The organism is Amycolatopsis sacchari, from assembly GCF_900114035.1.
Classification (GTDB): Bacteria; Actinomycetota; Actinomycetes; order Mycobacteriales; family Pseudonocardiaceae; genus Amycolatopsis_E; species Amycolatopsis_E sacchari.
Genome location: NZ_FORP01000001.1, coordinates 238524 through 251290 on the forward strand (window position 1 = coordinate 238524; position 12767 = coordinate 251290).

Consider the following 12767-nt stretch of genomic DNA (forward strand, 5'->3'; position numbering starts at 1 on the left):
GTGGCGCAGACCGTCAGAGCGAACGCCGGGCTTCCCGGCCAGCCCGCCGCCGAGGCCGCGCGCCGCGCCGCCGACGCGGCGGGCGTCACCGTCGCGGAGATCGCGGACCTCGACGGGTTCGACACCGTGTACCGGCTGTTCGACGGGATCTGGCGGCCGGACCCGAAGAACCCGCCGATCACCACCGAACTGATGCGGGCGCTGACGAAGGCGGGCAACTACGTCGCCGGCGCCTACGCCGACGGGGAGCTGGTCGGCGCGTGCGTCGGCTTCTTCGGCACGCCGGCCGCCGAGGTGCTGCACAGCCACATCGCCGGGGTCGCCCCGGCGATGGCGGGCCGCAGCGTCGGCCTCGCGCTGAAACTGCACCAGCGGGCGTGGGCGCTGCGGCGGGGGATCACCGGGATCGAGTGGACCTTCGACCCGCTGGTCAGCCGCAACGCCTACTTCAACCTCGCCAAGCTCGGGGCCACCGCCGCCGAGTACCTGCCCAACTTCTACGGCGGGATGCGCGACGGCATCAACGGCGAGGACGAGACCGACCGTCTGCTCGTGTACTGGCGGCTGGACTCGCCGGCGGTGCTCGCGGCGTGCGACGGCACGCCGGGCCCGCTGTCGGCGGAGGCGGAACGCGCCCGCGGCGCCACTGTCGCGTTAGGACGGTCGGAGCAGGGCGCCCCGGTACCGGGCACGACGGAGGGCGACGTGCTGCTCGTGGCGGTGCCGCGGGACATCGAGAAGCTGCGGGTGACCGATCCCGGCGTCGCGAAGGACTGGCGGGTCGCGGTGCGGGAGACGCTCGGGACGCTGGTCGGCGGTGGCGCGCGCATCGCCGGTTTCGACCGGGCGGGGTGGTACGTGGTGACGAGGGAGGACGGGCGATGAAACTGACGGGACTGGAACTGCGCCGGATCGCGATGCCGCTGGTGGCCCCGTTCCGGACGTCCTTCGGCACCCAGACCACGCGGGACATCCTGCTGCTGCGCGCCGTCACCGGCGACGCCGAGGGCTGGGGCGAGTGCGTCACGCTGCCCGACCCGGTCTACTCCTCGGAGTACGTGGACGCGGCGGCCGACGTGCTGCGGCGGTTCCTCGTGCCGGCGCTCGCGGCACACGAGCGGCTGGAGGCGCACCTGGTCGGGCCCGCGCTGGCCCACTTCAAGGGGCACCGGATGGCCAAGGCGGCACTGGAGATGGCGGTGCTCGACGCGGAACTGCGGGCGTCGGGCCGGACGCTGGCACGGGAACTGGGCGCCGTGCGCGACCGCGTGCCGTGCGGGGTCTCGGTCGGGATCATGGGCTCGACCGGTGAACTGCTCGACGCCGTCGGCGGCTACCTCGACGAGGGCTACGTGCGGATCAAGCTCAAGATCGAGCCGGGCTGGGACGTCGAACCGGTGCGTGCCGTGCGCGAGCGGTTCGGTGACGACGTGCTGCTGCAGGTCGACGCCAACACCGCCTACACCCTCGCCGACGCCCGGCACCTGGCGCGGCTGGACCCGTTCGGCCTGCTGCTGATCGAGCAGCCGCTGCCCGAGGAGGACGTGCTCGCGCACGCCGAGCTGGCCAAGACCGTGCGCACCCCGATCTGCCTCGACGAGTCGATCACCTCGGCGAAGTCGGCGGCGGACGCGATCAAGCTGGGCGCCTGCCACGTCGTCAACATCAAGCCGGGCCGTGTCGGCGGGTACCTCGAAGCGCGCCGGATCGCCGACGTGTGCGCCGCCCACGACGTGCCCGTGTGGTGCGGCGGGATGCTGGAGTCCGGGCTGGGCCGCGCGGCGAACGTCGCGCTCGCCGCGCTGCCGGGCTTCACGCTGCCCGGCGACACCTCGGCCTCCGGCCGGTACTACCGCACCGACATCACCCCGCCGTTCGTGCTCGAGGACGGCCACCTCCCGGTGCCGACGGCGCCGGGCATCGGGGTCGACCCGATCCCGGAGGTGCTGGACGAGGTCACCACGTCCACGGAGTGGCTTTCCTGGTGACGTTCGTCCGCCGGCACGAATCCGGCGGCTGATGTCGTCCTCGGCGACGAACTAGGCTGACCTCCCGGCTCCTAGCTTCGGGAGGTGCTCGTTTCCGTGAACCTGCGTCCGCAAGCCAGCCTGGGCCGCGTTCTCGACGACCTGGGCGAAACGCTGCTGGAACTCGTCGCGGGGCAGCGCGACGTCGCCGGGGACATCGGCGGCGTCGCGATCCACGACCCGCTCGAAGAACCCGTGCTGCCCCACCACGCGCTGGTGCTGGGGGTGGGGCTGAGCGAGTCGGACGAAGTGGTGCGCCTGCTGCGCGCGCTCGCCCGGCACGACGCGGCGGGGCTCGTGGTGCGGGCGCCCGTCGTGCTGACCGACGAGGTGACCGCGGCCGTCGAGGAGACGGGCGTCGCGCTGCTCGGGCTGACCCGCGGCGCTTCGTGGGCGCAGCTCGCGGCCATGCTGCGGTCCCTGCTCGCCGAGGGCGACGTGGGGGAGGGCGAGCAGGAGACGCTGGCCGGGCTCCCGTCCGGTGACCTGTTCGCGGTGGCCAACGCGATCGCCGCGTTGATCGACGCGCCCGTCACCATCGAGGACCGCCGCTCCCGCGTGCTGGCGTTCTCCGGCAGGCAGGACGAGGCGGACCCGTCACGGGTCGAGACGATCCTCGGCCGCCAGGTGCCCGAACGCTTCGCCCGCATGCTCACCGAACGCGGGGTCTTCCGCGAGCTGTACCGCAGCGACGCGACCGTCTACTTCGGACTTCCCGAGCAGGCGGTGGACGGGCTGTCCCTGCCCAGGGTCGCGGTCGCGGTGCGGGCAGGGGACGAGGTGCTGGGCTCGATCTGGGCGGCCGTGCGCGAACCGCTGAGCGAGGACCGCGAACAGGCGCTGCGGGACGCCGCGCGGCTGGTGGCGCTGCACATGCTGCGGATCAGGGCCGGTGCCGACGTCGAACGCCGCCTGCGGACCGACCTGGTCAGCACCGCGCTGGAGGGCGGGGCGGGCGCGCGCGAGGCGCTGACCCGCCCGGGGCTGGCCGACCAGCCCGTGGTCGTGCTGGCACTGGCGGTGCTCGACGAGGACGAGCACGACGCGGGACTGGCCACGGAACGCCAGCGGATCAGCGACGGGCTCGCGATGCACCTGTCCGCCGTGCACCCGCGGTGCGCCGCCGCGCTCGTCGGCGACGTCGCGTACGGCCTGGTTCCGGTGGCGCGCACGGGAGATCCCGAACAGCGCGCGGTGCGGATCGCCTCCGACTTCCTGGACCGGGTGGGGGAGCGGGTGCGCGTGGTCGCGGGGATCGGGCCGGTCGCGCAGGACGGGGCGGGGCTGGCCGAGGCGCGGGCGAGCGCCGACCGCGCACTGCGGGTGCTCCGCTCGGAGCGGGCGGGCGGGCGCCGGGTCGCGCGGCTGGCCGACGTGCACGTCGAGGCGCTGCTGCTGGAACTGCGGGACCTGGTGACCGCGCGGGGTGACCGGCCGACGGGGCCGGTGGCGCGCTTGTTCGCCTACGACGAGGAGCACGGCACGAGGCTCGTCGAAACGCTGCGAGCCTGGCTGGACGCGTTCGGTGACGTCATCGCCGCCTCGGCCGCGGTTTACGTGCACCCGAACACTTTCCGCTACCGGCTGCGCCGCCTCGCCGAGGTGGGCGGCATCGATCTCACCGACCCGGAGGCCCGCTTCGCGGCGATGCTGCAGCTGCGGGTCGTCGCTCCGCCGCGCTCCGTATAACGACCTATACGCTGAGGGAATTCAACGCGGCGTCCAGCGTGTCGTGGACGACCAGCACCTGGTCCAGTCCCACGAGGCTGAGGACGCGCCGGACCAGCCGCGTCGAAGCGACGACCCGGACGGCGAACCCGTCCCGGCGGCCGCGGGTGAACAGCCCCGCGACCACGTCGACGCCGGCGGCGGAGAGGAACCGGACCCGGGCCAGGTCGAGGACCAGTGCGGCCGGGGCCTCCGCGGTGGCCAGCGCCAGCGCCCTCGACAGCACGGCGACGCTGGAGACATCGATCTCGCCGTCCGCGGCGAGCGCGCACACACCGGTGCGGGGCCACGTCGTGCTGACGGACAGCAACGCGTGCGGTGCCACCACGGAGGGGCACGACAGAGGGTTCACGGGACCTCGGCTCGCTGGCAGGAACGGTCTGGCGAGCCACCGCTGCTCTATAACCGTGGCGCGTCCAGCTTAGCCCACCTCCGGCCTCGCCGTCGGTCACCTCAGGGGCGCGCCGGCTGCGGGGTGCGGAGCTGCCCGAGGACCGGGCCGGCGGGCAGGTGCAGTGCGGCGCAGGCCGCCCGGACGTACTGGACGGGGCAGGGCTCACCGGAGTCGACGAGCGCGGGGAGGTCGACCCGGAACAGCCGGGCCAGTGCGAGGAGCGTGTCCTCGTCCCCGGGTACCAGACGGCCGTGGAGCCAGCCCTGGACGGTGGCCTCACGCCGGCCGGTCGCCTTGGCGAGCTGGGCCGCCGTGAGCCCCCGGGCGGCGAGCAGCGCGCGCACCCGGCAGGGGGCGACCCGCCCAGCCTCGTGGCCGGGGCAGTGCACCACCCGGGCCCGCCGCAGCAGGGCGTCCGCCCGGAAGCGGGGCGCGGGAACGTGTGGAGCCATGATCGTGAATGGTCCGGACCGGGTGGGGAAAAACCACCCTTCCCGGTGAAAGTGGACACAAAGGACCGTCCGGAGTGGACGTGTCCGCGAATGGAGCGGCGCCGCCTCAGCTGGCGGCGGCGTCCGTGACGGCGCCGGGTTCGGCCAGCCGCAGCAACCGGCCGCTGACGATATCGATGGGGATGCGCAGGAAGTGCGAGCGCTCGCCGTCGGCCCACGGCCGGTGCCGGGGACCGGACAGGGCGACCAGGTCGGTCACGTCGGTCACCGGTTTGACCTTGCCGATCACGACCACGCTCCAGCCCGTGTGCGTCGCCGGGTCGATGCTGTCCACCTCGAAGGCCACGACCTCCTTGGTGAGCCTCGCGATCGAGCCCGAGCGGCTGGTCCGCACCACGATGTCCCCGTCGTGCAGGAAGAAGTTCACGGGCCGGACGGTGGGGAGTGCGTTCTCGGAGAACGCCAGCCGGCCGAGGGGCTGGGTGGCCAGCAGCTCCACGCATTCCCTCGGCGTCAGCGGCCGGATCTCGCTCATGACCGCTCCGTCCGGACAGTCGGCACCATCGACATCGGCATCCAGTCTGCCCGCCTGGCGAGCGCGGGCAGGAGGGTCCTTGGTCCTCAAAGTCCGGGACGATCTTCCGCAGCGGTGCGTTTTTCCCGTTCCTACCGTGGATCCCGGCCCCGCTGCCGGGGGCCGGACGTGGTGACCGGGAACAGGGAGAAGAGCGATGACTGACCTCAACGGCGCGATCGTCGCCGGTGTCGACGGTTCCGCGCAGGCGCTGCGGGCCGTCCGGTGGGCGGCCGCGGAAGCCGCGCCCCGCAACCTCGGGCTGCACCTGGTGTCCGGGGCCGAACCGGCGCTGGGCTACTACGGCGCCGGGCTGCCCGTCCCGCCGGAGCCGGTCGACGCCGTCGAACAGCTCGCGCGCACGCAGCTGGCCGAGGCCGCGGCCGAGGCGCGCAAGGTGGCGCCGGGCCTCGCCGTGACCACCGAGCGCGCGCAGGTCCCGCCGGTGCCGCTGCTGGTCGACGTGTCGAAGCGGGCGCACTCGATCGTCCTGGGCGCCCACGGCCGCGGCGGGTTCGCCGGCATGCTCGCCGGTTCGACCGCGACCGCCGTCGTGGCACGCAGCGACTGCCCCGTCGTGGTGGTCCGCGGCGAGGAGCACGAGGGCGGTCCCGTCGTGGCCGGCGTCGACGGCAGCCCGGGGAGCGTGGCGGCGCTCGGGCAGGCGTTCGACGAAGCGGCGTGGCGGCGCGCCCCGCTGGTCGCGGTGCACGCGTGGCGGGACGTGGACTACGCGCTCGGCACGCCGCTCGAGTACGCGCTGATCGAGGTCGAGCCCAGCGAGCGGGAACAGGCGCGCGTGCTCGCCGAAAGCCTGGCCGGCTGGCAGGAGAAGTACCCGGACGTCGAGGTGGAGCGCGTGGTGGTCAAGGACCGCCCGCGCCACTGCCTGCTGGAGTGGAGCGCCGAGGCACGGCTCGTCGTGGTCGGCAGCCGCGGCCGCGGCGGGTTCCAGGGCCTGCTGCTCGGCTCGACGAGCCAGGCGCTCGTGCAGCACGGGCGGGCACCGGTGATGGTGGTGCGGGCGCGCGGCTGACCCTTTGTCCACAGTGGACGGAGGTTCAGCTGTTCTCCCGCAGCCGCACGTCGTCGGCCCGGGAACGGGCCACGCGCAGGCCGGGGCACCAGCCGGAGGTGGTGGTGCTGTACCGGCGCCGGTTCGGCGGCGGGGCGAGGTGGCCGTGCAGGTGCCATTCGCGCCCGTCGAAGGCCCAGTGCAGCAGGTCCTCCTCCCACGGCCGGTCCAGCAGCGCCTGCCGCTGCGCCAGCTCGTGCTGCGTCGCCAGGAACTCGCGGATTCGTGCCAGGAACCTCATGTCTGCCAGGGTCCCCGGAACGACGGTGTACCACGAGTGGCAGTCCGGCACGTTGTCGTCAAAATGCTGCCACGTCACCGCCACCAGCGGCGGCGGAGGTGCCCCTGCCTCCGCGCCCACGCGACGAAGGCGCGCGCGTCCTCCCGCGCGCGAACGCCTTCCGTGCGCGGGTGCGCACGGGCGTACTCGGCGAACAGGTCCGGAAAGCGCTCTCCGAGCCGCCGGCACTCGTCCGGCGCCAGCTTCGCCACGACCCGGCCGCGCTTGGCCCGCAAGGCGGCGGACTCGACGCGCAGCCGTTCCTCGTCGAAGCCCTCCGGTGGCGGTGCCCCGGTGAGCAGGGCCCGCGGCAACGCGGCCTGCGCCGCCGCGAGCCGGTCCCGCCGCGGCTGTTGTCATCCCGTGCCCAGTGCCGCGCGGATGGCCGCCAGTTCGGCGGCCAGCTCGCTGTCGGCGGGGAAGTCGTCGTCGCGTTCGAGCAGGACGCCCGGCGGATCGGTGCGGGCCGCCAGCTCGGTGAGCAACGCCAGCACCTCCGGCCGCACCGGGTGGGCGTGCGTGTCGTGGTACACGCCGTCGTGCTCCACGCCCCCCGCGATGTGCGTGTACGCCAAGCGTTCCAGCGGAAGCTCGTCCAGCAGCGCCACGGGATCGGTGCCCAGGTTGCGGGCGTTGGCGTACAGGTTCGCCACGTCGACGAGCAGCAGGCAGCCCGTCCGCCCGGTCAGCTCGGCCAGGAACTGGCCCTCCGTCAGCTCCGCGTCCGGCCACTCCAGCAGCGCCGCGATGTTCTCCAGCGCCAGCGGCACGGAAAGCGCTTCCTGGACCGCGCGGACGTTGGCCACCAGCACGTCCAGCGCCTCCCGCGTGCGGGGCACCGGCAGCAGGTGCCCGGAGTCCAGCCCGCCCGCGCGGACGAAGCACACGTGATCGCTCACCAGCGGCGCGTCGAGCGCCTCGGCCAGCTCCGCCAGGTGCCGCACCCGCGCCGGGTCCGGTGGTTCCGCGCCGCCGAGTGACAACGACACCGCGTGCGGCAGCACCGGCGTGCCGCGTTCCCGCAGCACCGCCAGCGATTCGGGCAGCCGGTCCGGCCGCACGTTCTCGGCGACCACCTCGACGAAATCCACGCCCGGCAGCCGTTCGACGGTCAGGTCCAGCTCCGGCCGCCAGCCGAGCCCGACACCCAGCGCGCCCATCAGCCGCCGCACCCGCCTCCGCCGCACCCGCCGCCACCGCACGAAGAACCGCTGTTGCACGACGACCCGCTGCTGCACGACGACCCGCTGCTGCACGACGACCCGCTGGAGTCACCCCCGGACGACCCCGGGTAGCCGGTCGCGCGCAGCTGCTGGGCGATCGCCTCGTCCGGGTAGGCCACCAGCCCGCCCGCGGCGACCAGGCCCACCGCACCCGCCAGCACCGGTACCCGGATGTGGCTGTGCCGCCGCGGTTCGGCGCCCAGCACGGCCGAGCGCACGTGGGCACCGGCCCGGCTCAGCCACCGCGCCCGCGGCCGCAGCGCGACGCCCGCGGCGACGGCCGCCAGCACCACCAGTACGACCAGGAACCCGACCGGCCGGTGCAGCCGGATGCCGTTCACCAGCCGCGCCACCCCCAGCGCCACGACGGCGAGCAGGGGCAGCGCGGTCACGAACAGGGTGCTCACCCGGGGCGGGACGAGCAGCCCGCGCTCGGTGAGCGACGCCTGGACCGCCCGCACCGGAGCGGAGGTGCCCAGCACCGAACGGACCTGCCGCAGCGTGCTCCCGCCGCGTTCCTTGACGTGGTCGAACACGGCCTGCCGCAGCGGGGAGCCGGTGGCACGCCTGCCCACCGCCCGCAACCGGCCGCCCCGCTGCACGCGCAGCCGCTCGGCGTGCACCAGCGCGGCCACCGCCGTGTCGACGAGGCGCTTCGGGCCGCCGACCAGGAAGGCCGCCTCGTCCACGGTCAGCATGGCCTGCGCGCCCGCGGCCGGCCGCCACGCCAGCAGGTACCGCAGCGCGGCCGTCAGCGCGCCCGCGACCAGCAGCGCGCCCACGTACACGCCGAGGAACTGCGGCCCCGACAACCCCCAAGGCTCCATGGCGGGAGCCTAACCCGGGAAAAGGATCTTCCGGGGCGAAACGTCAGTAGTCGTCACGACCTGTTATCTGCTCCTCGAGCAGCTCGGCCGAGCCGGTCACCAGTTCCAGCGGGTCGGTGAACTCGTTGATGTCGAGGTTCTTCAGCGGCAGCGAATGCCGCAGCACGAGGTACTCGCCCATGACGACGGCGCCGCCGACGACGGTGGTGTGCCCGATCTCGGCCAGCACGGAGTGCAGGTCGCACTCGTCCACGCGCGCGAACGGCGTCGCGATCTGCACCCACTCCTCGCGCTTGTCCAGCACCTCGCGCGCGATGACCACCATCTGGGTGCGTTCCTCGTCCTCCGGGTCCTTGCGGAAGCGCAGCCGGATGCGCAGCTCCTCCGGCTCGTCCCGGATCACGCGATACGACTGCCGAATGAACGTCACGAGCTCGCGCCAGGTCGCCACCCGCGCTCCCTTCTCGCCGGACCGACTGCGGATCGTGAGCAGTCAAGCACACCGGGCGGGCGGCGACGAGTCCCGGGATGTGAACGGGGTTGACCGGGCGCGCGGTGGCTGGCGACCATCGGTGCCATGTCGAACGTGACCGCTCTCCTGCGGCGCCGTGGTCGCCTGGGCTCGCCGCCGCACTGACCTCGCCGCCGCTTTCCCTTCACCCGCAAGCCTTTTCTCGAGCGAGGAGTTCGACATGACGGTGGACACCCGTGCCCTCCTGCGTCCCGCCCGCGTCCCGGATCCCGGCATCCTGGAAGGCCCGCGCGTGCTGCGCCGGCTGTCCGAAGGCGTCGAGTCCCGGCCCTACGACCTGTTCACGCTGCGCCCGCTCGGCCGGGTCATCGGCGCCGAGATCGAGGGCGTCGACCTCGCGCGGCCGCTCACCGCGCCGCTGCGCGCGGAGCTGAACCGGGCGCTGCTGGAGTGGAAGGTGCTGTTCTTCCGCGACCAGGACATCACGTCGGAACACCAGCGCGCGTTCGCGAGGAACTGGGGCGAGCTGGAGACGAACCCGTTGCTGCCCAAGGGGAACTCCGACGAGGTCACGCGGTTCGCCCGCGACGCGCGGATGCCCGCGTTCGAGAACATCTGGCACACCGACGTGACCTTCCGGCCCAACCCCGCGCTCGGCTCGGTGCTGCGGCTGGTGCGCGTGCCACCGCAGGGCGGGGACACGATGTGGGCCGACATGGCCGCCGCCTACGACAACCTGCCCGCCGGCGTGCGGGAGCGGATCACCGGCCTGCGTGCCGTGCACGACTTCGTGCCCGGGTTCGTCCGCTTCTCCGACCCGGAGTTCCTCGCCGCGCGCCAGGCCGAGTTCCCGCCCGTCGAGCACCCCGTCGTGCGCACGCACCCGGAAACGGGGCGCCGCACGCTGTTCGTGAACCCGGCCTTCACCACGCACATCGTCGGCCTGCCGCGGGAGGAGAGCGACGAGCTGCTGCGGCTGCTTTTCGTGCAGGCGCACGTGCCGGAGTTCCAGGTGCGGTTCCGCTGGACCGAGAACGCCGTGGCGTTCTGGGACAACCGCGCCACCCAGCACTACGCCGTCAACGACTACGCACCGCACGCCAGGATCGCCGAGCGCGTCGCGATCGCGGGGGACCGGCCGTACTGACGGGTTTGTCCCGGGGGCGCCGAGGGCAATCCTGGCCGCATGAGTCGTGTACTGGTCCTCGACGTGGACGGCACCCTGGTCGACACCAACTACCACCACGCGCTGGCGTGGTTCCGCGCCTTCCGGCGGTTCGACGTGACCGTGCCGGTCTGGCGCATCCACCGCGCGATCGGCATGGGCGGGGACCAGCTGGTGCCCACCGTCGCCGGGCAGGACGTCGAGGACCGCCTCGGCGACAGCGTGCGGGACGTGTGGAAGAAGGAGGTCGACGCGATCCTCGACGAGGTGTGCCCGATCGAGGGTGCGCGCCGCCTGCTCGAAGCCGCCCGCGACGCCGGGTACACCGTCGTCCTCGCCAGCTCGGGCAAGCCCGACCACGTCGACAAGTACCTCGACCTGCTCGACGCACGCGAGCTGGCGAACGACTGGACCAGTTCCGGCGACGTGTCGGAGACGAAGCCCGAGCCGAACCTGATCGAGGTCGCGCTGCGCAAAGCCGGTGACGACGAGGCCGTCGTGGTCGGGGACTCGGTGTGGGACTGCCAGGCGGCGGAGCGGATCGGGCTGCCGTCGGTCGCCGTCCGCACGGGCGGGTTCGGGGAGCGGGAACTGCGCGACAACGGCGCTTCCCGGGTGTACGAGAACCTCGACGACCTGCGTGCGGACCTGCCGAACCTGCCCACGGGGAAGCCCCGCCGGAGCTAACGCGCGGACAGGAACCGCACGTGGGAGTGCCGCCGCAGCCGGATCCTCGTCGCGATGGCCACGACGGCCAGCAGCGCCACCGCGCTGAGCACCCCGTGCACCAGCCCGCGCGCGAGGTAGGCCGCGCCCACGTGGTCGATGGCGTAGGTGCCGATCTCCCGGCTGAACCAGAACGGCAGCACCCTGGCGAGCGGGCTTTCCGGATCCGCCATCATCTGCAGGCCCACCACGGCCAGCAGCACCAGCGTGCCCTCCAGCTCACGGGGGAGCACGGCGCTCAGCGCCAGCCCGAACGGCGCCGACACCAGGATCGTGAGCGCCATGATCAGCGCGATGGAGCCGTAGCGGACGTCGTGCTGGTCCACCAGGACGAGCACGAAGTAGGGGGCCGCCAGCACCGCGCCCGTCAGCCACAGCGCGACGAGCCTGCCGAGGCAGAGGTGGCGGCCGCGGTAGCCGGACAGGCGCAGCCGCGGTTCGAGACCCCGGCTCGCGTTCCCGGCGAACAGCGCCGCCGTGCTCAGCGCCCAGCCGAGGCCGAGGCACACGAAGCGGATGGACTGGCCGAGGTGGTCCCCGCGCCTGCTGAGGTAGAACGCCAGCGGCAGCAGCAGGAGGATCACCAGCACCGCCCGGCGCCGCAGCAGCTCCCGCAGCGCCATCTCGCACACCGTGCCGATCTTGGTCATGCCACCGCCCTCCGCGCCGGGGTCAGGTCGAGCACCAGGTCCACGTCGTCGATCCGGTCCAGCAGGTGCGTCACGACGACGACGGCCTTGCCCGCGTCCCGCCACCGCCACAGCAGCTGCCAGAAGTCGAGGTAGGTGCCCCGGTCGAAGCCCTGGTAGGGCTCGTCGAGCAGCAGCACGTCCGGCTCGCCCAAGGTCGCGAGCAGCAGGTTCAGCTTCTGCCGCGTGCCGCCGGAGAGGTGGCGCGCCTGGCCGGCGTCCCGCGGGTCCCAGTCGAGGTCCGCGGCCCTCCGGCGCCCGGTGCCGATCGCGTCCCCGCGTGCCATGCCCCGGCCGGCGCCGACGAGGACGAAGTGCTCGTCGGGTACGAGGAAGTCCGCGGTACCACCGTCCTGCGGGCAGTAGCCGAGGGTGCCGTGCACCCTGACCTCACCGGTGTCCACTCGCGACAGTCCCGCGCAGGCACGCAGGAAGGTGCTCTTGCCGCAGCCGTTGGCACCCACGACGGCCGCGATCTCACCGGCGCGCACGGTCAGGTCCACCCCGTCGAGCACCGTGCGGCGGCCGAGCCTCTTCGTGAGGCCGCGGACCTCCAGCAGGACGTCCCCGGCGGGACGCCGCGGGCGCCCGACGCTGTCGGCGACCGCGGTCGCGTAGGCGGCGGGGGAGCCGAACACCCGGACCGGGTGCCCGCCGCTCTCGCGCAGGTGCGCCGCCGCTTCGGCGAGCACGCCCCGCGCGGTCTCCGGTGGCACTCCGCGCCGGTGCAACTCACCGGCGAGCGCGGAGAACCAGTCGTGGTGCCCTCTCATGCCTGCCCCTTCCCGAGGATCGAGGCCACGCCACGGGAGAAGACCTCCCAGTCGGCGGTGAGCTCCCGCAGGGCCCGCCTGCCCGCGGTGGTGGCGCGGTAGTACTTGCGGGCGGGACCGGTCGTCCCCTCCCGCCACACCGACTCGACCAGGTGGTCGCGTTCCAGGCGCAGCAGCAGCGGGTAGAGCGTGCCGCCGGGGATCTCGCCGAGCCCGGCCGCGGCGAGCTCCCGGGCGAGTTCGTAGCCGTACGACTCGCGCCGCGCCAGCAGCGCCAGCACGCAGGGGGCGAGCACGCCTCGCAGCCACTGGGCCCGCCGGTCGGAATCCATGCGGACAAGCTAGCGCACCACTAGGTAGCG

Annotated in this window: 16 protein-coding genes and 1 pseudogene; 6 read left to right on the forward strand and 11 right to left on the reverse strand. The window is 73.6% G+C overall.

All coding sequences use genetic code 11. The features are described 5' to 3' along the window. The 3 genes from BMZ92_RS01165 to BMZ92_RS01175 all read left to right on the forward strand — a co-directional run bounded on the left by BMZ92_RS01165 (window position 1) and on the right by BMZ92_RS01175 (window position 3716). Window positions 1-885: a GNAT family N-acetyltransferase gene (locus tag BMZ92_RS01165; RefSeq protein WP_091503648.1), complete on the forward strand. Its 885-nt coding sequence runs from the start codon at window positions 1-3 to the stop codon at window positions 883-885. Then, window positions 882-1988 (forward strand): o-succinylbenzoate synthase, encoded by a 1107-nt coding sequence (gene menC / locus BMZ92_RS01170; RefSeq protein ID WP_091503650.1) that lies wholly within the window; start codon window positions 882-884, stop codon window positions 1986-1988. The genes BMZ92_RS01165 and menC overlap by 4 nt, the downstream gene beginning before the upstream one ends. 84 nt (window positions 1989-2072) lie before the next feature. Beyond that, entirely contained in the window at window positions 2073-3716 is a 1644-nt protein-coding gene (locus tag BMZ92_RS01175; protein WP_245782822.1) for a PucR family transcriptional regulator, read from the forward strand. A 4-nt stretch (window positions 3717-3720) separates the two neighbouring features. Here the strand turns inward: BMZ92_RS01175 and BMZ92_RS01180 are convergent, their stop codons facing one another. The 3 genes from BMZ92_RS01180 to BMZ92_RS01190 form a co-directional block, all read right to left on the reverse strand. Beyond that, window positions 3721-4083, reverse strand: coding sequence for an STAS domain-containing protein (locus tag BMZ92_RS01180; RefSeq protein ID WP_177228491.1), 363 nt, complete (start codon window positions 4081-4083; stop codon window positions 3721-3723). Between the two features lie 125 nt (window positions 4084-4208). Next, complete coding sequence (locus BMZ92_RS01185) at window positions 4209-4601, reverse strand: helix-turn-helix domain-containing protein (protein WP_091503654.1); 393 nt, start codon at window positions 4599-4601, stop codon at window positions 4209-4211. A 106-nt stretch (window positions 4602-4707) separates the two neighbouring features. Further along, a complete protein-coding gene (locus BMZ92_RS01190) occupies window positions 4708-5136 on the reverse strand; it encodes a pyridoxamine 5'-phosphate oxidase family protein (protein WP_091503655.1) in 429 nt (142 codons plus the stop codon). Window positions 5137-5332: 196 nt separating this feature from the next. Here BMZ92_RS01190 and BMZ92_RS01195 point away from each other — a divergent pair, with 196 nt between their 5' ends. After that, complete coding sequence (locus BMZ92_RS01195) at window positions 5333-6211, forward strand: universal stress protein (protein ID WP_091503657.1); 879 nt, start codon at window positions 5333-5335, stop codon at window positions 6209-6211. 25 nt (window positions 6212-6236) lie between these two features. Here BMZ92_RS01195 and BMZ92_RS01200 read toward each other — a convergent pair whose 3' ends face one another. From BMZ92_RS01200 to BMZ92_RS01220, 5 genes and pseudogenes are all read right to left on the reverse strand, one after another. Further along, window positions 6237-6491, reverse strand: a complete 255-nt coding sequence (locus BMZ92_RS01200; protein WP_143249771.1) for a hypothetical protein — start codon at window positions 6489-6491, stop codon at window positions 6237-6239. A 74-nt stretch (window positions 6492-6565) separates the two neighbouring features. Then, window positions 6566-6850: pseudogene (locus BMZ92_RS01205) on the reverse strand (SCO6045 C-terminal-like domain-containing protein); the annotation flags it as partial. A gap of 36 nt (window positions 6851-6886) precedes the next feature. Further along, a complete protein-coding gene (locus tag BMZ92_RS01210; protein WP_091504289.1) occupies window positions 6887-7690 on the reverse strand; it encodes an MbnB/TglH/ChrH family RiPP precursor modification enzyme in 804 nt (267 codons plus the stop codon). Further along, a complete protein-coding gene (locus BMZ92_RS01215; RefSeq protein WP_091503661.1) occupies window positions 7690-8580 on the reverse strand; it encodes a TIGR04222 domain-containing membrane protein in 891 nt (296 codons plus the stop codon). The genes BMZ92_RS01210 and BMZ92_RS01215 overlap by 1 nt, the downstream gene beginning before the upstream one ends. 43 nt (window positions 8581-8623) lie before the next feature. Then, a complete protein-coding gene (locus tag BMZ92_RS01220) occupies window positions 8624-9031 on the reverse strand; it encodes a hypothetical protein (RefSeq protein WP_091503663.1) in 408 nt (135 codons plus the stop codon). A gap of 241 nt (window positions 9032-9272) precedes the next feature. On the opposite strand from BMZ92_RS01220, the gene BMZ92_RS01225 reads away from it, so the two are divergent. Both BMZ92_RS01225 and BMZ92_RS01230 read left to right on the forward strand, forming a co-directional pair. Further along, window positions 9273-10199, forward strand: a complete 927-nt coding sequence (locus BMZ92_RS01225) for a TauD/TfdA dioxygenase family protein (protein ID WP_091503665.1) — start codon at window positions 9273-9275, stop codon at window positions 10197-10199. A gap of 39 nt (window positions 10200-10238) precedes the next feature. Continuing rightward, window positions 10239-10904 (forward strand): HAD family hydrolase, encoded by a 666-nt coding sequence (locus BMZ92_RS01230; protein WP_091503666.1) that lies wholly within the window; start codon window positions 10239-10241, stop codon window positions 10902-10904. Here BMZ92_RS01230 and BMZ92_RS01235 read toward each other — a convergent pair. Genes BMZ92_RS01235 through BMZ92_RS01245 form a run of 3 tightly spaced genes read right to left on the reverse strand, consistent with a single transcriptional unit; the run spans window position 10901 to window position 12737 of the window. Next, window positions 10901-11593, reverse strand: coding sequence for an ABC transporter permease (locus BMZ92_RS01235; protein WP_091503668.1), 693 nt, complete (start codon window positions 11591-11593; stop codon window positions 10901-10903). The genes BMZ92_RS01230 and BMZ92_RS01235 overlap by 4 nt on opposite strands. Continuing rightward, window positions 11590-12405: an ATP-binding cassette domain-containing protein gene (locus tag BMZ92_RS01240; RefSeq protein WP_091503669.1), complete on the reverse strand. Its 816-nt coding sequence runs from the start codon at window positions 12403-12405 to the stop codon at window positions 11590-11592. The genes BMZ92_RS01235 and BMZ92_RS01240 overlap by 4 nt, the downstream gene beginning before the upstream one ends. Beyond that, complete coding sequence (locus BMZ92_RS01245) at window positions 12402-12737, reverse strand: PadR family transcriptional regulator (RefSeq protein WP_091503671.1); 336 nt, start codon at window positions 12735-12737, stop codon at window positions 12402-12404. The genes BMZ92_RS01240 and BMZ92_RS01245 overlap by 4 nt, the downstream gene beginning before the upstream one ends. Between the last annotated feature and the right edge of the window lie 30 nt (window positions 12738-12767).

Excerpts from the sequence above, each read along its gene's own strand:
- menC (WP_091503650.1), top strand. The coding sequence starts at position 882 with ATGAAACTGACGGGACTGGAACTGCGCCGGATCGCGATGCCGCTGGTG.
- BMZ92_RS01185 (WP_091503654.1), bottom strand. The coding sequence starts at position 4,601 with ATGGCTCCACACGTTCCCGCGCCCCGCTTCCGGGCGGACGCCCTGCTG.
- BMZ92_RS01190 (WP_091503655.1), bottom strand. The coding sequence starts at position 5,136 with ATGAGCGAGATCCGGCCGCTGACGCCGAGGGAATGCGTGGAGCTGCTG.
- BMZ92_RS01195 (WP_091503657.1), top strand. The coding sequence starts at position 5,333 with ATGACTGACCTCAACGGCGCGATCGTCGCCGGTGTCGACGGTTCCGCG.
- BMZ92_RS01200 (WP_143249771.1), bottom strand. The coding sequence starts at position 6,491 with ATGAGGTTCCTGGCACGAATCCGCGAGTTCCTGGCGACGCAGCACGAG.
- BMZ92_RS01210 (WP_091504289.1), bottom strand. The coding sequence starts at position 7,690 with ATGGGCGCGCTGGGTGTCGGGCTCGGCTGGCGGCCGGAGCTGGACCTG.
- BMZ92_RS01215 (WP_091503661.1), bottom strand. The coding sequence starts at position 8,580 with ATGGAGCCTTGGGGGTTGTCGGGGCCGCAGTTCCTCGGCGTGTACGTG.
- BMZ92_RS01225 (WP_091503665.1), top strand. The coding sequence starts at position 9,273 with ATGACGGTGGACACCCGTGCCCTCCTGCGTCCCGCCCGCGTCCCGGAT.
- BMZ92_RS01230 (WP_091503666.1), top strand. The coding sequence starts at position 10,239 with ATGAGTCGTGTACTGGTCCTCGACGTGGACGGCACCCTGGTCGACACC.
- BMZ92_RS01235 (WP_091503668.1), bottom strand. The coding sequence starts at position 11,593 with ATGACCAAGATCGGCACGGTGTGCGAGATGGCGCTGCGGGAGCTGCTG.
- BMZ92_RS01240 (WP_091503669.1), bottom strand. The coding sequence starts at position 12,405 with ATGAGAGGGCACCACGACTGGTTCTCCGCGCTCGCCGGTGAGTTGCAC.
- BMZ92_RS01245 (WP_091503671.1), bottom strand. The coding sequence starts at position 12,737 with ATGGATTCCGACCGGCGGGCCCAGTGGCTGCGAGGCGTGCTCGCCCCC.